16 protein-coding genes are annotated in these 23,367 nt (G+C 62.5%); 9 read left to right on the top strand and 7 right to left on the bottom strand.

Annotation, left to right across the window (positions count from 1 at the left end):
- The first annotated feature begins 229 nt into the window (after nucleotides 1-229).
- Both AC1A0G_RS03560 and AC1A0G_RS03555 read left to right on the top strand, forming a co-directional pair.
- Nucleotides 230-1,072, top strand: coding sequence for an acyltransferase domain-containing protein (locus AC1A0G_RS03560; RefSeq protein WP_476527568.1), 843 nt, complete (start codon nucleotides 230-232; stop codon nucleotides 1,070-1,072).
- Between the two features lie 258 nt (nucleotides 1,073-1,330).
- Nucleotides 1,331-1,954: a M48 family metallopeptidase gene (locus AC1A0G_RS03555; protein WP_476527566.1), complete on the top strand. Its 624-nt coding sequence runs from the start codon at nucleotides 1,331-1,333 to the stop codon at nucleotides 1,952-1,954.
- Between the two features lie 187 nt (nucleotides 1,955-2,141).
- Here the strand turns inward: AC1A0G_RS03555 and AC1A0G_RS03550 are convergent, their stop codons facing one another.
- The 3 genes from AC1A0G_RS03550 to AC1A0G_RS03540 all read right to left on the bottom strand — a co-directional run bounded on the left by AC1A0G_RS03550 (nucleotide 2,142) and on the right by AC1A0G_RS03540 (nucleotide 5,081).
- Entirely contained in the window at nucleotides 2,142-2,621 is a 480-nt protein-coding gene (locus AC1A0G_RS03550; protein ID WP_214374869.1) for a Dps family protein, read from the bottom strand.
- Nucleotides 2,622-2,860: 239 nt separating this feature from the next.
- The gene (locus tag AC1A0G_RS03545) at nucleotides 2,861-4,180 is read right to left on the bottom strand and encodes a hemolysin family protein (protein ID WP_476527565.1); all 1,320 of its coding nucleotides are present in this window, start codon (nucleotides 4,178-4,180) and stop codon (nucleotides 2,861-2,863) included.
- Between the two features lie 178 nt (nucleotides 4,181-4,358).
- A complete protein-coding gene (locus AC1A0G_RS03540; protein WP_476527563.1) occupies nucleotides 4,359-5,081 on the bottom strand; it encodes a carbonic anhydrase in 723 nt (240 codons plus the stop codon).
- 187 nt (nucleotides 5,082-5,268) lie between these two features.
- On the opposite strand from AC1A0G_RS03540, the gene ahpC reads away from it, so the two are divergent.
- Both ahpC and AC1A0G_RS03530 read left to right on the top strand, forming a co-directional pair.
- Nucleotides 5,269-5,832, top strand: coding sequence for an alkyl hydroperoxide reductase subunit C (gene ahpC / locus AC1A0G_RS03535; RefSeq protein ID WP_150354234.1), 564 nt, complete (start codon nucleotides 5,269-5,271; stop codon nucleotides 5,830-5,832).
- Nucleotides 5,833-6,297: 465 nt separating this feature from the next.
- The gene (locus tag AC1A0G_RS03530; RefSeq protein WP_476527560.1) at nucleotides 6,298-8,184 is read left to right on the top strand and encodes an FAD-dependent oxidoreductase; all 1,887 of its coding nucleotides are present in this window, start codon (nucleotides 6,298-6,300) and stop codon (nucleotides 8,182-8,184) included.
- Between the two features lie 193 nt (nucleotides 8,185-8,377).
- Here AC1A0G_RS03530 and AC1A0G_RS03525 read toward each other — a convergent pair whose 3' ends face one another.
- From AC1A0G_RS03525 to AC1A0G_RS03515, 3 genes are all read right to left on the bottom strand, one after another.
- Nucleotides 8,378-9,637, bottom strand: coding sequence for an OFA family MFS transporter (locus AC1A0G_RS03525; protein ID WP_476527559.1), 1,260 nt, complete (start codon nucleotides 9,635-9,637; stop codon nucleotides 8,378-8,380).
- 421 nt (nucleotides 9,638-10,058) lie between these two features.
- On the bottom strand, nucleotides 10,059-10,184 hold the full coding sequence (locus AC1A0G_RS03520; protein ID WP_476527558.1) for a hypothetical protein: 126 nt from the start codon (nucleotides 10,182-10,184) through the stop codon (nucleotides 10,059-10,061).
- Nucleotides 10,185-10,668: 484 nt separating this feature from the next.
- Entirely contained in the window at nucleotides 10,669-15,837 is a 5,169-nt protein-coding gene (locus tag AC1A0G_RS03515; RefSeq protein ID WP_476527557.1) for an Ig-like domain-containing protein, read from the bottom strand.
- 491 nt (nucleotides 15,838-16,328) lie between these two features.
- On the opposite strand from AC1A0G_RS03515, the gene AC1A0G_RS03510 reads away from it, so the two are divergent.
- Nucleotides 16,329-17,957, top strand: a complete 1,629-nt coding sequence (locus tag AC1A0G_RS03510) for an MFS transporter (protein WP_476527556.1) — start codon at nucleotides 16,329-16,331, stop codon at nucleotides 17,955-17,957.
- 75 nt (nucleotides 17,958-18,032) lie between these two features.
- Here the strand turns inward: AC1A0G_RS03510 and AC1A0G_RS03505 are convergent, their stop codons facing one another.
- A complete protein-coding gene (locus AC1A0G_RS03505) occupies nucleotides 18,033-18,206 on the bottom strand; it encodes a hypothetical protein (RefSeq protein WP_476527554.1) in 174 nt (57 codons plus the stop codon).
- A 571-nt stretch (nucleotides 18,207-18,777) separates the two neighbouring features.
- Here AC1A0G_RS03505 and AC1A0G_RS03500 point away from each other — a divergent pair.
- From AC1A0G_RS03500 to AC1A0G_RS03485, 4 genes are all read left to right on the top strand, one after another.
- The gene (locus AC1A0G_RS03500; RefSeq protein ID WP_476527552.1) at nucleotides 18,778-20,337 is read left to right on the top strand and encodes an MFS transporter; all 1,560 of its coding nucleotides are present in this window, start codon (nucleotides 18,778-18,780) and stop codon (nucleotides 20,335-20,337) included.
- Between the two features lie 319 nt (nucleotides 20,338-20,656).
- Nucleotides 20,657-21,661, top strand: coding sequence for a LacI family DNA-binding transcriptional regulator (locus AC1A0G_RS03495; protein ID WP_476527551.1), 1,005 nt, complete (start codon nucleotides 20,657-20,659; stop codon nucleotides 21,659-21,661).
- A 136-nt stretch (nucleotides 21,662-21,797) separates the two neighbouring features.
- Complete coding sequence (locus AC1A0G_RS03490) at nucleotides 21,798-22,121, top strand: hypothetical protein (protein WP_476527549.1); 324 nt, start codon at nucleotides 21,798-21,800, stop codon at nucleotides 22,119-22,121.
- Complete coding sequence (locus tag AC1A0G_RS03485) at nucleotides 22,078-23,136, top strand: virulence RhuM family protein (RefSeq protein ID WP_476527547.1); 1,059 nt, start codon at nucleotides 22,078-22,080, stop codon at nucleotides 23,134-23,136. Before AC1A0G_RS03490 ends, AC1A0G_RS03485 begins: the two co-directional genes overlap by 44 nt.
- Nucleotides 23,137-23,367 lie beyond the last annotated feature (231 nt).

Genomic DNA, 23,367 nt, shown 5'->3' with positions numbered 1-23,367 from the left:
GATGCGGTAAATCCTGCATGCTGCGGCTTGACGTCAAGGTTTGCGTGATTCGCCGTCTCGTATGATTGCCGCATCATGGGCGAATTGCCGCATCACGGAAGCTGTCTGCGTTTCGATCGCGGCCTCGCACATCCTCCATACCGCTGGTAAAGTCGGTCACGCAAATCCCATGAGGAAGAGAGATGTAATGAATGGGATGCGTAACTGCATCGGAAGTACTGGCATAACTATGACCGTTCCCGTCGAACAGATGATGGAACGCATCGATCTGCCCGAAGAGGTTCGGGACGCACTGCGCGGGTTGGAGGCCGGCGGCGAATCGCTGCCCGCCGAAGGCATGGACGCGGTGCGCGGCCTTGCCGACCCCGAGCGACGGGTTGAATCATGGACCACGCTGAAAACCCTGATCGGCGACGATCCGAACGGGTGGCGCATGCTGTACTGGATGCTGGTCGCGGCCGGCGAATACACGTTCCCGGAATACTGCCGCCTCGGCATCCCCGATAACGTCTTCGACAATACGATGGCCTGTTTTACGCGGTTCATCAACGAGCATCGCGTCAGCTACGGATCGTATGGCTTCGACCGTGACTTCTGGACGTACCGGCAGTTGAGCGCACGGCTGTTCCGCCTCGGCGACCTCGAATTCGAATTGGCATACGATGCGAAGGACGTGCCGGCCGTTGCCGGTACCCCGCGTATCGTCAACATGCACATCCCCTCCGACGCGCGGCTCGATCCCGACCATTGCGACATGTCGATCGCGCGCTCGCGGTCGTTCTTCGCGCGGTTCTTCCCCGACTGGGCGCGGCTGCCGTATATGTGCGAATCGTGGCTGCTCTCCCCCGCGCTGGAACAGCTCTTGCCGGAGGATTCGCACATTCTTGCGTTCCAGCATCGGTTCGAGATTCTGACGACCGACCCGGACGCGCAGGATTGGCGCGAATGGGTGTTCCAGCGGTCCGCGGCGCCGGTCGAGGAATTGCCGGAGAACACGTCGTTGCAGCGCAACATGAAGCAATTCCTGCTCGACGGCGGCAAAGTCGGCATTGGCATCGGCCGTTTGCGGTGATTACAAGCGGGCAGTTTGACGATCGAGAGGCTAATATCGCCTTTCGTCGGGGTCGGTTCGACGATTGAGAGGTTACCTAAGCGCAATAACCGGTTATGTATACCCCCGAACTCTGTGATTTTGGATAAATGGACTTGCTGTCTAGCCTCTCGATCGGCTAACCGACATTGACAAGTCGCATGATCGGCCTCTTGATCATTAAACTGATGCGTTCGTGGGACGTCCGATGCTGTCCGCGACGTCGCGACAATGGGTCGTATGCCTGTTCGCCGTTCAACCGCTTCGCCGCGCCCGCCCCAGACCGTGACCATTGACGGAATGGCCGTGACGGTGACGCGCAAGGCAATCAAGAACATGTATCTGCGCGTGCGTCCCTCGGACGGTGGCGTGGAGGTGTCTGCCCCGTTGCGCATGGGCGAGCGCCAGATCGTTGATTTCGTGAGCGGACGGCGCGAGTGGATCGTACGGACACAGACTCGGTTGGATGAGTTGCGAGAACGGCAGCAATCCGCGGGCGCGGCCGGCGCAATGTGGACGGATGACCTTGTACGGCGGGCGGAGACGGCGATCAGGGCGGCTCTTCCGGGATTGTTGGCGAAATGGGAGCCGATCATCGGTCGTGCGCCTTCGCATATTTCGTTGCGCATCATGACCTCGCGGTGGGGGTCCTGCACGCCTAAAACTGGGCGAATACGTCTGAATCTGCAATTGGGGCTGTTGGACCCGAAATTCCTCGAATCCGTGCTCGTGCATGAGATGACGCATCTGTGGAACACGCGTGGCCACGGCCCCGAGTTCCAACGGCGCATGGACATGTATCAGCCGAACTGGCGGCAACTCAAGCGCGAACTCGACCATCATCCGGTACTGCGGCGGTCGTGACTCGCGATGGTCGTGACTCGCGGAGACCGCAACTCAACAGTAAGGTCGGAATCTTGTTGAGTTACGGCCGGCTGAGATGTAAAACGGCCGTAGCCGCGTCCGATCATCAGGATTGGGACTCGGCTACGGCCGTTTGGTCGGTGTCACCGCTTCGTGAATCGGCGACACCGTGGAATCTCACCCTATTTCACGCAAGATGCGAGCGCATGAACCAGTGAAACTTCTCAAGCTGCTGCACATGGTCCTGAATGATGTTGGAGCTGACGAAGTCCAGCTCGTCCAGTTCGGCCACCGCGCGGCGATCCTCCGCGATGAACGCGTCGTAGTACTCGATCAGCGCCTCAAGGTATGCGGTGGTGCCGGCGCGGCCTTCCGTGTCGAATGGCTTCCACGTGCGGTTGCGCACGATCGCATCCGCACGGCCGTCCGGGGTACCGCCCAGCGTGGCGATGCGTTCGGCCGTCTCGTCGGCCTGCGCGAGCACGGATTCGACCTCCGGGTCGAGCATCTCGTGCACGGCGATGAAGTTCGGACCGGTCACGTTCCAATGTGCGTGCTTCAGGACCAGCGCGGCCTCCTGCTCCTGGCTGAGGCGGTTCTGCAGGATGGCGATGGCCTTTTCGGACGTGGCCTCGTCGAGTCCGGGAACAACGAATGCAAGCGTCATAGCTCGCTCCTTTCGATCAGCGGCTCCTCGTGGGAGCCATGTATATCCACTCTACGCGCCGCAGCCGCGCGCCGTGCGCGGGCCGGCAGTGGCGTATCCCACACTACCATGTCCCTGGGTCGCCGGAGCGTGACCGGGGGCGCTGTACCTGTGACGGCAGTATCGCAACATCGTTGAAATATCAAGGTTTTAGCGATGGGAGCGCCGGAGTGAGGCGCTCCCGGTCACGCTCCGCGTGATTATGCGACCGGCGCATGGTCCGGCGCGCCGGCCTTGCGCACCTCGAGCGTTTCGATGCGGCGGCCGTCGACCTTGGTGACGACCATGTCGTACCCGTCGTCGGAGTGCAGCACGTCGCCCTCCTCGCCCATCTTGCCGGTGTGCGCGAGGAAGTAGCCGGCCACCGTCTCGTATGGGCCGTCCTCGAGTTCGATGCCGGTCAGGTCGTCGAAGTCCTCGATCGTCATGCCGCCGTCGATCGTCGCCACACCGTTCACGAACGCACTGCGCCCGTTCTTCCCGGTCTTGCTCGACTCCTCCGGCAGATCGTATTCGTCGCGGATGTCGCCCACCAGCTCCTCGGTCATGTCCTCGAGCGTGACGATGCCGTCGGTGCCACCGTATTCATCGATCACCACGGCCAGATGAATGCCGCGCTTGCGCAGCAGCGACAGGCTCGGCAGCAGCTTCGACGTGCCCGGCAGCGAGATCCCCTCGCGCGTCACGTCGGCCACGGTCTTCGCGTTCGGATCGCGCACGTCGAGCAGGTCGCGCACGTGCACGAAGCCGATCACGTCGTCGAAGTCCTTGCCGGTGACCGGGTAGCGCGAGTACGGCATCTCGCGAACGTATGCAGCGGCGTCCGCGATCGACTGCGAGCCGTCAAGGAACACGACGTCCGCACGCGGGCGCATGACCTCGGCCACGATCGTCTCGGACGCATCGAACACATCGTCCAGAATCGTGCGCTCGTCCTTGCTCAACGACGTGTTCGTGTTGACCAGCACGCGCAGCTCGTCGTCGGAGACCTCGCTTTCCGTTTCGTTCGGATCGAAGCCGAGCAGACGGACGATGCCGTTCGTGTTCTTGCCGATGAGCCAGATGATCGGACGGCATACGGTTGCAAAAATATCGATCGCGGGCACGACGGCGCGCGCGATCTGCTCGGTGCGCTGCATGGCGATGCGCTTCGGAACCATTTCCGAGATGACGATCGAGCAGTACGAGATGATGAGCGTGAGGCTGATGGTGGTCAACGGCGCGGCGATGTGCGCGGGCACGCCCCAGCTTTCGACGACGGGCACGATGTACGGGGAGATCGATGATTCGCCGAACGATGCGGACAGGAAGCCGCATAGCGTCACGCCGATCTGCACGGTGGACAGGAACGTGTTCGGGTCGCGGGCGATCTTCGCCACGCGAGCGCCGCGGGCATCCTCCTGCTCCATCTGGTCGATCTGCGAGCCGCGCAGCGAAACGAGCGCGAGTTCAGTGCCGGAGAACACGGAACCGAGCAGCAGGAAGACGAAGATCAGGAGGATGTTCATACCAAGTGACATGCCCTCCACTCTAGAGGTGTGGCACGTCAATCAGGATGATAGTAATGGCGTGATCGATGCGCGAGTTTGTCATTTCGACCGAACGCAGTGAGCGGAGAAATCTTTTGCCGCGCAGTGGCTCTGAAAGATTTCTCGACTCGGCTGCGCCTCGCTCGAAATGACGTGGAACGACCTGCCGTCAGAAACTCAGCACCTCGACCTTGCCGGTGGTGAGCTGGTAGCGCGCGCCGACGATCATGAGCTTGTCGTGCGCGAGCGCGTCCTGAATCACCTCGGAGCGCGTGACCAGCTCCTCGATCGTGTGCGCCACGTGCACGCGCTCGAAATCCTCGTGCGCGTCCAGTTCGGCCTGTCTCGCCTGCCATACCGACATGCCGACCGTGCGCAGCATGATCGACTCGGCCTGTGCGATCTGCTCGTCCAGATCGTCGATCGCCGCCGCGGCTTCCAGCGAGCTGGCCGGATCATGCGTCGTCGCCGCGATCATCTCGTCCAGTTCGCGTGCGGCCATGTCGATCGCACCGCAGCCTTCGTGACCGAGGATCACCAGCAGACTGACGTGCAACTTGCTGACAGCGTATTCAAGCGACGCGATCACCGCGTCGTCCAGCACCTGACCTGCCGTGCGCACGGTGAACAGGTCGCCCAGTCCGGCATCGAACACGATCTCCGGGGGCACGCGCGAATCCGAGCATGCGAGCACGGCCGCGTCCGGATTCTGCCGGTCGATCAGCGACTCGCGCGTGGTCGTGTCCTGCCACGGATGCTCCGGCTTGCCTTCCGCGAACCTGCGGTTGCCGGCCAGCATGCGGCTCCACGTTGAGTTCGCGGTCGACTCGCGCTGCGCGTCGTCGCCCGGGTTGATGCCGTCACGATCCTGTTCGAACTGGTCTGCTGCCATGATGCTCCTCTTCGACGTGGTCCAAACGAGTCCATAGTAAGGCAAGCGCATGCCGAGCCGCGGTGTGATTATTCTCATGTGCGCTGCCAGCGCAGGGTTCGGCGCGGCGCGGACGGCCGGGATACCATAGAAGACGGTGCGCGGGAACGCATGTCCCGAGCCGAGATTTTTCACGAAAGGAACGACGATGACCCTGCTGCAGCACGAGCTCACCGATTTCAAGGTGCAGGCCTTCCAGAACAACGAATTCCACGAGGTGACCAAGGCGGATGTGCTCGGCCACTGGTCCGTGTTCTTCTTCTACCCGGCCGATTTCACGTTCGTGTGCCCGACCGAGCTTGAGGACCTCGCCGCCAAGTACGAAGACTTCAAGAAGATCGGCTGCGAGATCTACTCCGTCTCGACCGATACGCACTTCGTGCACAAGGCGTGGCACGACGCGAACGAGAAGATCGCGAAGATCCAGTACCCGATGCTCGCCGATCCGACCGCACTGCTCGCGCGCGACCTCGACACGTACAACGAGGTGGACGGCATGGCCGAGCGTGGCGACTTCATCGTGAACCCTGAGGGTAAGGTCGTGGCGTACGAGGTCATCTCCTCGAACGTCGGCCGTAACGCGGACGAGCTGCTGCGCCGCGTGCAGGCGTCGCAGTTCGTGTACGAGCACGGCGATCAGGTCTGCCCGGCCAAGTGGCAGCCGGGTGAGGACACGATCGAGCCGAGCCTCGATCTGGTCGGTCTGCTCTGATCTGCTGACGACAAATTGTCACGACTGTGCTGAATAGGCGGATTTTGCCGATGTGTGACGTGATCCTGTGTCACACATCGGCAAAATCCGTTTATTCTAACGGGGTGTGACAGCGCCTGTGTCACGCTTGCGCGCAGGATTGCGATTATGCGAAAGCGTGACAAAAAGTATTGTTTGGCATCATCTTGAGATGGCTGGAATTCCAAGGATTTGTGATATTGGCCGCAAGATGATGCTGAGATGATCCGTAGGTGGGATGTCACACATTGCAGAAAATCGCGATGTTGCGGATGGTGTGACATGATATTCTGTCACACCACCTATGCGAGGCGCATTTTGTGAAGAGTGTGACAGCCTACCCTGGTAATAGGCCCTCTCAATCCTCGTCTTCATGCCCAATGACCACGCGGATAGGTTGGGATGGGGCCATCCCTTTTTTGTGATATCCATTAAGGAGCTTTTTATATGACTGACACCAGCAATCTCTACGACGTGGTGGTGATCGGCGGCGGGCCGGCGGGCCTCACTGCGGGCCTGTACCTCGCGCGCGCCCGCTACCGTGTGCTCGTGCTCGAGAAGGACGATTTCGGCGGGCAGATCACCATCACCAACGAAGTCGTGAACTACCCGGGCGTCGGCCGCACCACCGGCCGCGCGCTCACCCAGACCATGCGCCAGCAGGCCAAGGACTTCGGCGCGGAATTCCTGTCCGCTGAAGCCACCGGACTCGACGTTGACGGCGACATCAAAACCGTGCACACCTCGCGCGGCGACCTGCGCACGTTCGGCATCGTGCTCGCCACCGGTGCGTCCCCGCGCAAGCTCGGTTTCGAAGGCGAGGCCGAATACGCGGGCCGCGGCGTGGCCTACTGCGCCACCTGCGACGGCGAGTTCTTCACCGGCCGCGAGGTCCTCGTCATCGGCGGCGGATTCGCGGCGGCCGAGGAATCCGTGTTCCTCACCAAGTACGCGAGCAAGGTCACGATCCTCGTGCGCGAGCCGGACTTCACGTGCGACGCGTCCGTCGCGGCCGAAGCGAAGAACAATCCGAAGATCGAGGTGCGCTACAACACGGTGCTCGACGGCGTGACCGCAGGTCAGGGCGGCCTGCGCGAGGCGACGATCCGCAACGTGGAGACCGGCGAAAGCGCGACGTGGAAGCCGGCCGATGACGGCACGTTCGGCGTGTTCGTGTTCGCCGGATACGTGCCCGCGACCGATCTCGTGCGCGGCGTCGTCGAACTTGATGATCATGGATACGTGGTCACGCACGGCTATCTCGAAACGTCGGTGCCGGGCGTGTACGCGGCCGGCGATCTGCGCGTCAAGAACCTGCGTCAGGTCGTCACCGCGACCGCCGACGGCGCGATCGCGGCCGTCGAACTTGAGCGGTACTCGAAGTCGATGAGCGAGAAGACCGGCCTCGTGCCGCCGCGGCCGACCGCGTCCGTGTACGAACAGGCCGAAGCCACTGCGAACACTGCTGCGAACGCTGGCACCACGCCCGCTCCCGCACCGGTCAAGCGCAGCGCGGATGCCGCCGCGGCCGCCGCACAGACCGCGAAGAAGCCCGGCGAACTGTTCTCCGCCGCGATCAAGCAGCAGCTCGGCGTCGTTTTCGGCCGCATGACCCGACCGGTCACGCTCGCGCTGGAACTGGACGACACTCCGCTATCCGCGGAATTGCAAGGATTCATCGGCGAGATGGTCGCGCTGTCCGGCGGCAAGCTGAACTCGGTCGCGATCGACGCGGCCGGTTTGATCAGTGCGGTCGACGGCGAGAGCGTGCCGACTGAACTGGTCGTCGGCGAACCGGCGACGATCGTGCTGCCGGACGGTACCGAACTGCCGGCGTACGGTTCGCTGGATGACAACGGTCGCGCCGAGTTCGATCCGGCCGGACTGCTGCCAGTCGCACGTCCCGCCGTGCGGCTGTGCGTGTGGGACGAGTCCGCTGGGCGGCTGACGGCGACCGGTCTTGCGTTCCATGGCGTGCCGAGCGGTCACGAGTTCAACTCGTTCGTGCTGGGACTGTACAACGCGGCCGGCCCGGGCCAGCCGTTGGATGACGACCTGCGCGAGCGCGCGGTGGCGGCCAGCCCGACCGACATCATGATTCTCGTGTCGCTGACCTGCACGATGTGCCCGGAGACGGTGCTCGCCTCGCAGCGCATCGCGTCGCTCAACCCGGCCGTGCGGGCGGAGGCATATGACATTTCGCACTTCCCCGAGCTCAAGGACCAGTACGGCGCGATGAGCGTGCCGTGCATCGTCATCAATCAGGGCGGCGAGCAGAAGGTCGAGTTCGGCAAGAAGAGCGTGCCGCAGATGCTGAGCCTGATCGGGGCGTGAGGCTGGACGGCCTGATTGGATATATGAATGTGGCCGGTTCCCGGGATGTTCTCTCAATAATCCCGGGAACCGGCCATGTGCGTTTTTCAGGCGTAATCCTCGCCATTCCGCCAATTGCGTTTGTGTGGTTGTTGCATAATGCGCGATTGCCGGTTCCCGGGATGTTGACGTCCGATCCCGGGAACCGGCGCACTCAGCCCTGACGCCCCGCCCGCTTCGACAAGGTCACGCTCGCCAGCGCCACCACATACAGCGCGGTGATCACGGGAATCAGCGCGGCGTACCGGTGCGCCTGATCGGGCGCATGCGTGACCACGAACGACGCGAGCTGGTTGCCGCTCAGCCCCGCGAACGCCCACGCGCTCAGCGTCAGGCCGTGCGTGGTCGACACGGTTTTCGTGCCGAAATGCTGGTCGAGCAGCACCGGCAGCGTGGAGAATCCGCCGCCGTAGCCCGCGTTGATGAGGAACAGCATGGCCAGTACCGCCCACAGCACGGCGTTGTCGATGCTGTTGAGCGCCACCTGCAGCACGCACACCGCGATCGACATGACGAAGATGATCTGATACACGCTTTCGCGTCGCTTGAGATGGTCGGAGATCGTGGAGAAGCCGATGCGTCCGGCCGCGTTGAACACGGCGTCGACCGCGAGCACGAGTCCGATGACGCCCGCGATCGCGGCGGCCAGCTCGCTCTGGTTCAGTCCCGCGTACTGCGGGAACGACTGCAGCACGTCGTGCAGGATGTCCTTTTCCTGACTGATGAGCGCGAGGCCGCAGGTGATGTTGAGATAGAACGCGATCCAGATGCCCCAGAACACGGGTTTCTTGAGAATCTCGCGGCGGCTGACGTGCGAGACGGCCGGATCGTAGACCCAGCCGGCCGGTCGGCGAATCAGCAGGAATCCGACCAGCATCATCACCGCGTAGATCGCGGCGAGCACGTAGAACATGGCGACCAATCCGATCGTGCCGATCAGCCATTCCATCACCGGACTGGCGATGGCCTTGGCCAGGCCGAATCCGGCCACCGCGATGCCGGTCGCGAGCCCCTTGTTGTCCGCGAACCACAGCATGAGGTTCTTGACCGGCGTCAGATAGCCGACGCCCAGCCCGACGCCCATGATCGCGCCGTAACAGACGAACACGCCCGGCAGAAAGTGCAGCGCGATGCTCACGCCGGTGCCAGCGAACCCAACCACGAAGCAGATCATCGACACGAGCGCGGATCGTTTGATGTTCTTCTCCACCATCGGCCCGGCGAACGCGGCGGACATGCCGAGGAAGAAGATGGCGAGCGAGAACGCCCACTCCACCGAGGACGGGCTGGCGTTGAGCTGGTCGGCGATCAGCTGCTTGAACACGCTCCAACAGTAGACGGTGCCGATCGGGATGTGGATCAGCAGTGCGGGAAGAATGGCGCTGGTCCAACGGTTCGTGGCGAGACGTGCCATGCGGGCTGGGTCCTTTCGTGGCTGGCGATAGTGGTCATATCAGCCGGTGCCGCAAGGGACTGCCGCGCGTGCCGCCTCGGATGTGTTCGGCGGTCCGTTCCGCTTGTGTCGCGCGATCGTCTCGCGCGGCCGGCGTGCCCTGACCGAACATCATTGGTGTGCGTTTGTCGGCGTTGCTGCCCCCTGTCGACGCCGACAATCAGCACTATACCGCCGTTTTTGTTGTGCGACGCGCGTCTTGCGCCGGAATTGCGCGTGAGATAGTTCACATTGGTTGTGTGCTGAACGGCAATCGTCGCCATGTGCGAGTCTATGTCGCGATCGCGCGAACAGAGCGGCGGTGCGGTGTACGGAATGTGCGTAAGTACGATGAAAAAACGGACGCCATTGTCCTGGATGATCAGCTTCGTTGATGGTCGGGTTACCTGTCCTGATCGTATTCGCGGGCGATCGTGATCATGGTCTTGGCCATGTCGTCGTTCATGTGCTTCATGTTGGCGAATCCGGTCATGACCAGTCCGCGCTTCACGTACTTGAGAATATCCATCGTGCGTCACCTCCTCCCCTGCTTGGCTGACATCCAGCATAGCGTATCTCATCGTTGAGATAATTGCGGTCGGGTTAAGGGACGATGACGGTTGACTGACATATGGCCGGATACGGCAAAGCCTCCGCGGGGTTGGGCGGAGGCTTTGCATGGCCGTCTGAAGCAGGATGGAAACAAGAGACGGCCGGATCAGCAAGGTGTCAGTGTGGGCGTATAGGCATCACCTCGGTTTGGTGGGTTTATGCTGTCATTTTGAGCGCGGCGAAGCCGAGTCGAGAAATCTTGCGATGGTTTGGTGCGTCGAAAAGATTTCTCCGCTCGCTTCGCTCGGTCGAAATGACATGGGGTATGGAGATCTTCGTTCGGTTGAATGACACGTGTGCGGGGATTTTCGTTCGGTCGATGATATGTATGTGGGGATCTCCGTTCGGTCGGAATGACGCGGGATCTTCGTTTGGCGGGAATGACGCGGGTGGGGCGTGTCCTACTTGTCGAAGACGACGTGGTAGGTGCGGGTGGCGGTGCCATCCTCGGAGGTGACGACCACCTGCGTTTCGGCGTCGCCGGGCACCACGGTCACGGCCGCGTTGTTGCCGGCGGGCAGCACCGTGAGGTCTGACGCAGGGCCGGACGCGACGTGCACGGTTTCGGCAGCCGGATCGAATCCGGCCAGCGCTTCGCCGTCCACGGTCAGACCCGCGATCGTCGCATCGGAGTTGAGCGCCGGAATCTGCGCGTCGCCGCGCACCTCGGTGATCGCCACGACCGCGTCCTTGGCAGACTCGAACGTGATCCGGATACGTGACGTGCGCACCATGTCGAACGAGTAGGTCGTCTCGTCGCCCTTCGACGACATCGACGAACCCGGCTTGTCGCCGACGGTCGCGTACACCCACGCGGCGTCGTTGGTCTGCTCGACCGGATGCGATGCGACGGTCAGGTTGCGCACCGGCTGCCAGTCGCCGTTCGCGTCGAGATATTCGACGCCGACGTGCTCCGGCAGCGCCACGTTTTCGCCGTCAAGGCAGTAGTACACGGTGAACGCGCCGAGGATGAACGGCGTCTCCTCGCCGTAGCCGAAGCGGTACTCCAGCCATGCGGTGCGTGACGGATCACCGGTGGTGGACCAGCGGTTCTTCAGGTTGTAGCCCACGCGCGGCGTGTATGAGACGATGCCGTCCATGAGCAGCGAGCTGTCCTCCTGCGCCTTCGGATCGGGATTGGTGTAGGAGGCGCGCACCTGCGGGTACACGTCGTTGCGGTACGAGAACAGATCGCGGTTCTGCTCGTGGTCGTCGGTCACGCGAACGTGTGCAACGGCCTGCTCCTCGATGCCCTCGACCGTACCGAGCAGCGAGAACGTGCCCGGATGACGGTACGTGGCCGCTTCCGGAACATCCCACGTGACCGGGCGCTGTTCCTTCGCGCCGTCGGACCAGTAGACGGTGACCTCGGGCACATCCTCCTGGATGAGCGGCTCGATGCCGGTGATCGTCGCGAGCGACACCGTTTGCACTGCGGCGACCTCGACCACCTGCACGCTGGTCGTCACGTCGCGGTCGAAGCGTGCGATCGTGCCGCGCAGCGTGACCGTGCCGGCGGTGGCGAAGACCGCGTCGGACACCGGTTCCCACGTGATCGGCAACGGCGCGTCGACACCGTGGCCGAACGAGACGATCGCGGTGGCGGGCAGTTCCGGCGTGGTGCCGGCGACGGTGCGCACGTTGGCAACGGTCGTCTTGACCGGAGTCTTCGGTTCGCTGCCGGCCGTGACGGTGACGATCGCCGGGGCGCTGGTCTTGGTCACGCCGCCGTACGTGACGGTTGCAGTAACGTTTGCCGTGCCGCTCAGTCGCGCCTCGACGGTGCCATCGTGTGCAACGCCGGCAACCGACTCGTCGCTGGATGCGAACGTGACCGTCGCATCGTCGTTCATCGCCAGTTCGATCGGACGGCCGACCTCGTCGATCGCGCGGACCGACAGCGCAGCCGTTTCGTCCTCGGTCAGCGTGTGCGTCGGCGGCACGATCGTCACTTCGGCGACCGGTGCCGGCGGCACGTCGAGATCGAGCGCGTACGAGCCGTGCTGCTCGCCGTCCTCGGACGTGACGCGCACGACGTACGAGCCGTACGGATAGTGCAGCGGCGGCACGACGACCGCGGTCGCGTTGTCGGCCGTGGTGACCTCGATGACCGGCGCGGGATCGGCGTACGCGCGATGCAGCGTGTAGCGGTGCGTGCCGGCGGCGAAGTCGGCGAGCGGCTTGCCGTCCACGATGATCGACGCGAGATCGGTCGTGTCATGCGCGGTGTCGTCGGATGCGGCCAGCGTGCGCACGGTCGCGGTGACCGGCAGATCGTAGCCTTCGACGGTGCCGTTGAACGTTGTGGTGTCGCCGGAGGCGCTGGTTGCGGCAGGCTGCCATGTGACCGGAGCGTCGGTTTCGCTGCCGTCGTCGAAGACGATCATCGCGCGGGCCGGAAGTGCCGGATCGGTGCCGGCTGCGACGGCCAGCGTGACTGGACGTGCGGCGATCGGATGCGCGACGGTGACGGTCGCCTGTGCCGGCAGGCCGGCGGCTTCGCCGTTGACGATGAAGAACTGCGCGTTGGGCTTGGCGGCGGCTGCGGCGGTCTTGTCGAGCAGTTCGGCAGTGGACCACGTGACCGGGATTTCCTTGCGGGTGTTGTTCGCAAGCAGCGCGGTTACGGTCTGCGGCAGCGCAGGGGCTTCGTCGGCACGCACGCGTACTGCGGCGTTGCGGACGACGAGGACTTCGGTGTCATCTCGACCGGAGCGTAGCGTAGCGGAGAGATCTGTAGAGCTGGTTGTGGGGGAAGATTTCTCGACTTCGGCTGCGCCTTCGCTCGAAATGACAGGGAGGGGCGTGTTGGGTGTGGATTGTTCCCCAGTCACGCTTTGCGTGACAGCTTGCCCGGCAATTGCGGAGCCTTCGGCCGTTTCGTTGGAGCGACTGTCGTCGCTCTCTCGCTTGGAAACGCCACCGGCGTTTCCTGTACGGCTCGACCCAGCCGAGGGGGCCGAGGTGACGGTGAACACATCGACGGAGTCGGAGTGTAGGCCCTTGGCGGTGGCGGTTACGCGGATCGGCTTGCCGGAACCGTCGGATGCGACGATCGCCAGCACCTTGCCGGAGTAGGCGGAATGCACCGGGGACTGCAGCGGCTCGGTGTTCGCCTGATAGCCGTTGTCGGTGCCGAGCAGACGCCCGTGTTCCACGTGAAACACGATCTCGTTGTTCGCACGCGGCACGATCACGCCGGCGTCATCGATCACGTCGGCCTCGACGAAGCTCAGATCGTGACCGTCGCCGTCGATCACATGACGGTCCGGAATCAGCTTGATCCCAGCCGGCGCGCCAGCGGTCGTGATCGAATCACGGGCGACGACCTTGCCGGCCTTGTCGTACGCGACGACCTCGACCGTACCCGGCTCGAACGGCACCTCCCACTGCAGAGTCAGCTGCTTCGGCTCGTTGCCGTTCTTCTGGTAGCGGTACTCGAACGGCTTGTCGGCGTACTTGTTGCTCAGGTGGAACGTCGCCTCGTGCGACTCGAACTCGCGCTTGCCGAGTGAGCGGCCGTTGACGAACAGCTCCGCGCTCGCGGCGTTCGTGTAGGCCCACACGGCCACCGACTCGCCCTCGTCCCAGTTCCAGTGCGGCAGCAGATGCACCATCGGCGCATCCTCCGGGTCGGTCCACAGCGCCTTGTACAGCCACCACGGGTTCTTCGGGAAGCCGGCCGTGTCGACCATGCCGTAGTAGGAGCGCAACGGCGCGAGCACGGTGCCGTCGGATTCCGGCATCTCCGGCTTGTTCCAGTAGAAGTTCGAGATGTACGGCGCCGGCTCGCCGATGTAGTCGAAGCCGGTCCACGCGAACTCGCCGACGTTGAACGGCAGGTTCACGAGACGGTCGAACGCGATGTCGAGCGGGTAGCCGCGGTTCGTGGTGACGTTGTAGTCGGAGATCTCGTACGTGTCCTCCGTCCACGGCCGGCGGCCCTTGGCGAACGGGTAGTCGCGGCCGCGCAGCTGCCATTCGTCCGTGAGGATCGTCGGGTGCACGTAGAAGCCGCGGCACGGCGTGCAGTTGCCGGATTCGGAGTTGAGGATCACGTCGTTCGGGTGCTTCTCGTGCACCTTTTCCATCTGGTCGCGGTTGATGTAGGAGTAGCCGCGCACGTCCATCTGCTCGTGGATCTTGTTGCCGATGCCGTCGATGCCCTTGGACAGGTAGGACGCGTCGTTGACGGAGTTCGGGCGGGTCGGGTCGAGCAGGTGGCAGCGGCGGGTCAGGTCGGCGGCGATCGGGATCTCGGCCTCCTGCCAGGCGACCTCGTTGCCCATGCCCCACATGAACACGCACGGCTCGTTGCGGTCGCGCAGGATCATCGTGGCGAGATCCTCCGGGTAGTCCTGGGCGAAGTAGTTGGAGTAGTCGTTTCGGTTCTTCGGCGCGGTCCACATGTCGGTGAGCTCCTCAAGCAGCAGGAAGCCCATGCGGCTGCATTCCTCGGCCCACACCTTCGAGCACGGGTTGTGGCTGGTGCGGATCGCGTTGACGCCTGCGTCCTTGAGGATTTCGAGCTGACGCACGACGGCGCGGCGGTAGGTGGCCGCGCCCAGTGCGCCGAGGTCGTGGTGCATGCACATGCCGAGCGCGCGCATGTTCACGCCGTTCAGATACAGTCCGGAGGCCGGGTCGAGCGTGATCCAGCGCAGGCCGATCTTGGTTTCGGTTTGGTCGATGATGGCGGCGCTGGCAGTGCCGTCCGCTCCCCCGGCGAGGACGGTGGTGCGCAGCGTGTAGCGGTACGGGTCGGCGGTGCTCCACAGGTGCGGGTTCGGCACGGCGATGGTCTGTTCGTAACGGTTGGCGGCGTCCGCGTCGTCGTAGTGATCGGCCGCGTGCGTGCTGTCCGGCGTATTCGCGGGCACGGTGACGGTGCTGTTGGCGGTGGCGACGACGGTACCGTCGGCGTCGATGATCTCGTTACGCAGCGTGACGGCTGCGTCGCTTGCAGTATCGTTCGCAATGATCGTCGCGACGCGAACGTTTGCGACATCCTGCTTGACATCGTTCTCAAGCGTCGGCGTGGTGACCTGCGTACCGAATCGGGCAACGTGGATCGGCTCGGTGACGGTGATCGTCACGTCGCGGTAGATGCCGGCGCCGGCGTACCAGCGCGAGCTCGGCTCCTCGTTGTTGGAGCGCACGGTGACGACGTTCTCCTCGCCGAGCTTGAGTTTGCCGGTCAGGTCGATGCTGAACGCGGTGTAGCCATAGTGGTGTTCGGCAATCTTCTCGCCGTTGAGCCAGATCTCAGCGCGGTCCATCACGCCGTCGAAGTCGAGCGTGACGCGCTTGCCTGCGAGGGACTCCGGGGCGACGAAGGTCTTGCGGTACCAGCCTTCGCCGACCTTGAGGTAGCCGACGGTGGCGCGGGCGTTGCGGGAGAACCTGCCCTCGACGCCGTAGTCATGCGGCAGGGTGACGGAGCGCCAGTCGGCGTCGTCGTAGCCGGGCTTCTCCGCGCCGTTCGGCGTGCCGCGGAAGAAGCGCCATCCGTGGTTGAAATCGTTGGCGCGCTTGGCGAACGCGTCGGTCGGGTGAGTGTCTGTCGTCATCGTAAGACCTCCATTGACTGATGAACGAGCTTGTGCGGCATTGCATGTGATCCCGGCCCTCCCCTGCGTCCTCTGTGTCATCTCGACCGAGCGATAGCGAGCGGAGAGATCTTTCCCGAGGGCACGCCGTTGAAAGATCTCTCCGCTCGGCTTTGCCTCGGTCGAGATGACACGAAGGACGGGCGACTGCGGGAGCCGATTAACTGCTTTGTTCTGACATGAACCAGCATATCATCTCATCGATAAGATTGTTGAAAAATGTTGATTTGATAGGCAGTCAAAACGCCGTACATGGCGCGAAAATCTTAACGATGATATAGTTTTGAGCCAGATCAACGAACGATGCATCAACGGCGTGTCGCGAAGCCGCGACACCACGGAACAGACCCGGGCCACATCGTCGCAGCGCAACCGTAATCGACGGAACGGCGCGCGGCCAAGTCACAGGTCTCACGAACAACCGCAGACGCAACGAAGCAGGAGGGACACCGATGTCGCAGTCATCATCGCACGCGCCGCACGGCCGCCGGTCAGCCGCCGAGGCCACCGTCACACCGCTGCCGTGGAAGGCCAAGCTCGGCTACTCCACGTTCTCGCTGTCGTACGTCATGCAGACCATGATCGTCACCTGGCAGATGTTCTACTTCACCACATTCCTGAACGTGCCGATGGCCGTCACCGCCGTGCTCATCGCCACCGGCAAGATCGTCGCGTCCGTCATCGGGCCGGTCTGGGGATACATCTCCGACCGCATGTACCGCAACGCGCTCGGCCGTAGGTTCGGTCGCCGCCGTTCCATCCTGATCTTCGCGATCCCCGCGAACTTCGTCTTCTACCTGCTGCTGTGGGTGCCGAACCTGCCGATTCCGGTCTACTTCTTCGCGAACCTGCTGTACTGGGCGTTCTTCGCCGGTATCACCACCGTGCAGTACGGTCTGCCGTCCGAAATGACCGAAAATCCGACCCAGCGCGCGCAGCTCGTCGGCGTCAACCAGATCGCCGGCGCGATCGGCGGCACGTTCCTGTCGGTGCTCAACGTCTACCTGTTCACCATCTGGGGCAAGGACAACTGGGAATCGTACTTCAACATGGCCCTGCTGTACGGCATCATCGGCACCGCCGTGCTGCTGCTCGGGTTCCTCTCGATCCAGGAACGGCCGTTCGACGAATCGACCAACGTGTCCGATGCGGACGTGATCGACTCGGGTGACGCTGCGAACGCTGGCAGCACTGACAACGTTGGTGCAAACGGCAGACTCGGTTTCGGCCAGCGGCTCGTCTCGATCGTCTGGAACTTCCTGTCCGTGCTCAAGGTCAAGGAATTCCGCAACTATCTCGGCCTGTATCTGTCCGAGGAGTGCTTCCGCACCGTGCGTGGCACGCTGAACACGTACTTCGTGATCTTCGTGCTGCTGCTCGACCCGCAGACCGTTTCGCTCGCCACCGGCGTGAACCTGCTGTTCGGCATCGCGTGCGTCGGCTTCTTCATGTGGGTCACCGCGCGCATCGGCGGCCCGCGGGCGTACCGACTCGGCGGATTCGAGGTGATCGGCGTGTTCCTCGCGATGTTCGTGCTCGCGATGAACGCCGGGTCCTTGCCGACCGGCACGCGCGCCGTGTTGTACATCGGCCTCGGCCTGTTCATGAACTTCGGCATCACGGGCGTGGTGAACGCGACGCAGTACACGTACACGTTCATCCCCGACGTGGACGAGATCATCACGTCCAAGCGGCGCGAGGGCCAGTACGCGGCCATCAATTCGACGATCGACGACATCTTCTCCTCGGCCGAGACGATCGTGATCGGACTCGTGCTGGAGGCGACCGGATTCGTGGAAGGCGCGCAGTCGCAGCCGCCGCAGACCGTGTTCGCGCTTGCGTGTCTGTTCTCGTTCGCGCCGATCGCGATCTGCATCATCGGCATCGTGTTCACGTACCGGCTCAAGCTCAACCGGGAGAACCATGAGCTGCTGCTGGCCGAGATCGCGCGGTTGCGCGAGGGCGGTTCGATGGCCGACGCGACGGACGAGACGCGTGCGCTGGTCGAGAGCCTGACCGGCATGCCGTACGAGCGATGCTGGGGTCACAACAACGTGATCAACGTGGCGCGGCGCGGGTGAGGTTCGTTGCGGGATAAGGAACGTTCCCCCGGCTATACCGGGGGAACGTAAAGCAGCTCAAGAAGCCGTGTTCGGTTACTTCTTCTTGTTATTTCGATCAGTTACCGCGGCGTATACCAGAACGGCCACATAAGTGACCCATGCCAGTGTCGGCGATATTTGACCGGCCAGAGCAACGGACGATGCCGCCGCGATGACGGGGAACATTTCGGAATTGCCGTTATTCGGCTTGTGCTCTTTGGAACCCATGGGATTCCTCCTTATCACTATTGATTTTTGATGGTTTCCGGCTTGCGCCGCACCCCTCTCGTCCGGTACCAGCGGAGTTGAAGAGGTAATCACAGCGTACAGGGATAAGTGGCCGCATTCGATGTCGCACGTGAAAAAATGGGAGGGACTGTGCCATAATGAGAACGGCGACAAGCTGTACCACCACGGGTATTTATGGTGCGCAACATAGACTTTTCTCCGTGGAGCAAGTTGCCCGGGCGTTCACTGCCCTGATTTTTGATGGGAGAGGTCCGGTGTCGTAAGATGCCGGGCCTCTTTGCTTGGGGAATGGCTCTTGTTCTTTGAGGATCGGTGTAATGGCGACACGCCGGAATCGTAAAATAATCTTATCGATGAGATTTGTGATAAGGTAGGTTTTGCAAACATCAAGTAAGGGAAATCGAACCGCAGAATCTCAACGATAAGACTCTGCGGGGAACGTGGAACGGACGGAGCAGTCCACCCGCAACCAAGATCACGCCGCATCGCAAACAGCCGTGACCTTGCCGCGCGATTTCGATCTTCCACAGAGAAACAGGAGAACACGAAAATGTCCAGCTCGACTCCCGCGGTCGGCCGCAAACTGTCGTGGGTGACCAAGTTCACCTACGCGCTGCTGCCGCTGTCGTTCACCATGAGCACCATGGTCGTTACCTGGCAGATGATCTACTACACCCAGCCGCTCGCCATCGCCATCGGCGTCGTGACCGCGCTGCTCGCGGTCGGCAAGGCCATCGGCGGCTTCATCACGCCGGTCTGGGGCTACATCTCCGACCGCATGTACTCCACCTCCTTCGGCCGTAAGATCGGCCGCCGCAAGGGCACGCTGCTCATCGCCGCACCGCTGAACCTCATCTTCTACGTGCTGCTGTGGGTGCCGAACATGCCGGTGTGGTTCTACCTGCTCGTCAACGTCATCTACTACGGCGTCTACCCGGGCATCAACACCGTCGTCTACTCCCTGCCGTCCGAAATGACCGATGATTCCAAGGATCGCGCGGCCCTGGTCGCCATCCAGCAGATCGGCGGCGGCGTCGGCGGCTTCGCGTTCTCGATGTTCAACGCCTACCTGTTCAAGATCTGGGGCTCCACCGGCTGGCAGCCGTACTTCAAGGTCGCCATGATCTACGGCGTGCTCGGCACCGTGCTGCTCGTCGTCGGCGCGATGTGCATCAAGGAGCGCCCGTACGACGCGACCACCGACCTCTCCTCCGCCGACAAGGGCGACGCCGAGAAGGTCGGCTTCTTCGGCCGCCTCGTCTCCGTGTTCTGGAACTTCCTGTCCGTGCTGCGTATCAAGACCTTCCGCAACTACCTCGGCATCTACCTCGCCCAGCAGACCTTCCGCATGGTCCGCGGCACGATCAACGGCTACTTCATCATCTTCGTGCTGCTGCTCACCCCGGCCGAGGTCTCCCTGTCCACCGGCTTCAGCTTCCTGTTCGGCATGGCGTGCGTCGTGGTCTGGGCCACGGTCATCTCCAAGCTCGGCGGCATGCGCTCCTACCGTCTCGGCGCCTGGGTCACGATCGCGCTGTTCGTCGGCATCTACATCCTTGCGCTGAACGTCGCGAACCTGCCGAAGGCGACCGTCACGCTCGTCTTCACCGTGCTCATCACGCTGTTCACGCTCGGCAACTCCGGCATCGTGAACGCGCAGACCTACGTGCAGTCCTTCGTGCCGGACGTCGACGAGCTGGTCACCGGCAAGCGCCGTGAAGGCCAGTACGCCGGCATCCAGTCCACGCTCGAGGTCATCATCAACACCGTCGTGACCATCATCGTGGGCGTGCTGCTGCAGGCCGTCGGCTTCCAGTCCGGCGCCGACGTCACCGCGCAGTCCCCGCTCGTCGTGAACGTGCTGCTCTACATGTACTGCGGCACCGTGGTCGTGCTCGCGTTCGTCGGCATCCTGCTCACCTACCGCATGCACCTCAACGAGAAGAACCACGACATCCTCGTGGCCGAGGCGGCCCGCCTGCGCAACGGCGGCCTGATGTCCGACGTGACCGAGGAGACCCGCAAGGTCGTCGAGGATCTCGCCGGCATCCCGTACGAACAGTGCTGGGGCCACAACAACGTGATCAACGCCCTGCACAAGGCGGCGTGATCCGGTTCGCGGACTCGCTGCGCGGCTTGGGTTTCTCCTTTCCCAGCCGCGCGGCACTACAGACTCGCTGCGGGAGCGGTCTTTCTTTCCATCAGCAATCTCTTCTGCTTCCGCAGCTCCTTTCATAGCCGAACAACCGAATACCGCATGAGGCCTCGCTTCCGGGATTACACCCAGCCCGGAACGGGGCCTCGTGCCGTTGGCGGTGGCGTTGTGCGTGGGGTCGTGCGATGTTCCCGGCCGCCGCTGCGCATCACTGCGGCTACAATGAATCTCAACGATGAAGTAACGGCAATCGCAGAACAAGAGGGGGATCATCATGGCAACGCTCAAGGATGTCGGCAAACTGGCGGGAGTCACGGCCACCACCGCGTCGGCAGCGTTGCGCGGCAAGGACTACGTGCGTCCCGAAACCATCCAGCGCGTGCGCGAGGCCGCGAAAAAACTCGGCTACAAAACCAACCTGTCCGGACGATCCCTGCGCTCCGGCCGCAGCGACACGATCACGTTCCTCACGTCCGGTCTCGAGGGCGACTACTTCTCGCATCTGTCGATGTGCGTTGCCGACGAAGTCAACCGCCGTGGATCGCACATGCTCATCGAACTATCGCGCTACCTGAACGGCAGCAACGATCTATCGTACACGTTCTCGGACGGCATCATCGCGATCAACGCGCCGCGCGCGCTCAACATCCTGCACGAGCATCCGTCCGTCATGCTCGAAAACTACGAAGCCGGCACCGGCATCGACACCGTGAACGCGCCGAGTGCGGAAGGCTCGCGCGCGGCCATCGAACATCTCGTCGCGCGCGGCTGCACGCGCATCGGCATCGTCGGCGACAACCGCGACCCCGGCAACCCGAACGTCATCCCCGGCTCGCGCGACCTGCGCATGCATTCCGCGAAAGCCGCGATTCTGGCGGCCGGACTGCCGTTCGACGAGACGCGCGATTTCATCAAGTCGGCATGGTCGATCGATGGCGGCATCGAGACCGGCCATGCGATCGCGCAGGCGTTGCGCGAGACCGGCTACGACGGACTGTACTGTCTGAACGACGGCATCGCGATCGGCGTGCTGCGCGGCCTGGCCGACGCCGGCGTGAAGGTGCCGGACGACGTGATGGTGATCGGCTTCGACGGCATCACCTCCGGCCAGTACACCGTGCCGTCGCTGACGACCGTCGCCACGGATTTCAAGGGGATGGCGAACACGGCCGTCTCGCTGCTCATGCGCCGCATCGAGCACCCGGACGAGGAGTATTTCCCGCAGACCGTGAACGTGGGGTACAAGCTCATCGAACGCGAGTCCACCGCGCGGCGGTAGAGGCGTTCCTTTCCTTTTTTCGTATTTCCCAGCGCGCATACAGCCGATTCAACCTTCGATTCCGGCCGTATGCCCATTGGGCGGGTGAACACACGCTTGTTGGGTGAATATTCAACCTATATGATAGGGTGGCAACATGGCAGTCAAAGGCAGACAATGGAGTGAACTCGAACGATTGACGGCGGAGTATTTCATGCAGTTGCGTGAGGATGCCGACGAAACGCCGTCGTATCGCCGCATCGGTGCGGGCACCGGTATGACGCATAACCGTGTCATGGATATTCTACGCAAGAAAAACGGTACGCCGACGTTGTTGGAGTTCGTGACCTTGTGCCATTTCTTCGGGAAAGACGCTGCCGACGTGCTCCGGGAGCTGGAGCATGAGACCGATGATCACAGGGAAGGAGATGATCACCATGACCACGACGACGGACCGGATGAACGGGATGACGGTGCCTGAAGGCGGTGATGCGGCTGGGGCGGACTCCGTTGAGACGAATATCGTGCTGTATCAGGACGACGGGCGCAACGTGCCGGTTCAGGTGCGGTACGAGGACGAGACGTTCTGGCTGACGCAGAAGGCGATGGCGGAGCTGTTCGACGTCAATGTGCCGAATATTTCCAAACATTTGGCTCATATTTACGATGAGCATGAACTGGAAAAGGACTCAACTATTTCCAAAATGGAAATAGTTCGTCAGGAAGGAGACCGTAAGGTCAAGCGAGAAGTTGTCTTCTACAATCTTGACGCCATCATCGCGGTCGGATACCGCGTCAACAGCATGAAGGCGACCCGTTTCCGCCAATGGGCGACGAAAACACTGCGCGAGTACATCATCAAGGGATTCGTCCTCAACGACGACATGCTGAGAAACGGACGTCCGTTCGGCAAGGACTATTTCGACGAACTGCTACGCCGCATCCGCGACATTCGCGCCAGCGAACGACGGTTCTACCAGAAGATCACGGATCTGTTCCAGGACATCAGCGTGGATTACGATCCGAAAAGCCAGCAGGCGCGCGATTTCTTCGCGAACGTGCAGAATCGGTTCCATTACGCCGTCAGCGGCCATACCGCGGCGGAGATCATCAACGAACGCGCCGATGCCAGCAAGCCGAACATGGGACTGACGACGTGGAAAGGATCGCCGGAAGGGCGCATCCATTCATCAGACGTGACAATTGCCAAGAACTATCTCAGCGAAGATGAGCTCAGCCATCTCAATCAATTGGTCTCCGGTTTTCTGGATGCCGCCGAACTGCGAGTGCGCAACCATCAGACCACCACGATGGCCGAATGCGTGGAACTGTGCAATCAGTACATCATGTTTACGGGCGGGGCGACATTGCAGGGCAAAGGCACGGTGAGCAAGAAGCAGGCCGATGCGAAGGCCGTTGCGGAGTTCCGCAGATTCAACGATACGCAGGAATCGGATTTTGACCGGTTTGTGGAGGAGATGAGGGAACGGAGGTGAGGAGGGGAAGGGTTTCGTCGGTTGGCGAAAGCCTCTTGAGACGTTGGAAACGGGTTGAGGTAGTGAGCTGTCCCCTCAGTCAGCGTTGCTAACAGCTCCCCTGAAGGGGAGCGGGAAAAGGAAAGGCTCCGCTGTGTCGCGGAGCCTTGCTGTGCCGGAGGTCGTTCGCGTGCGCTTCGCTATAACGCGAACGACCTCCTACGTTTCGGCCTGGGAAAGCCCACTGGGCTT

The sequence above is a fragment of the Bifidobacterium sp. LH_230 genome (genome assembly GCF_056357555.1).
The sequence above is the reverse complement of the archived record's forward strand: the minus strand, read 5'-3'. Positions and strand labels throughout refer to the sequence as shown.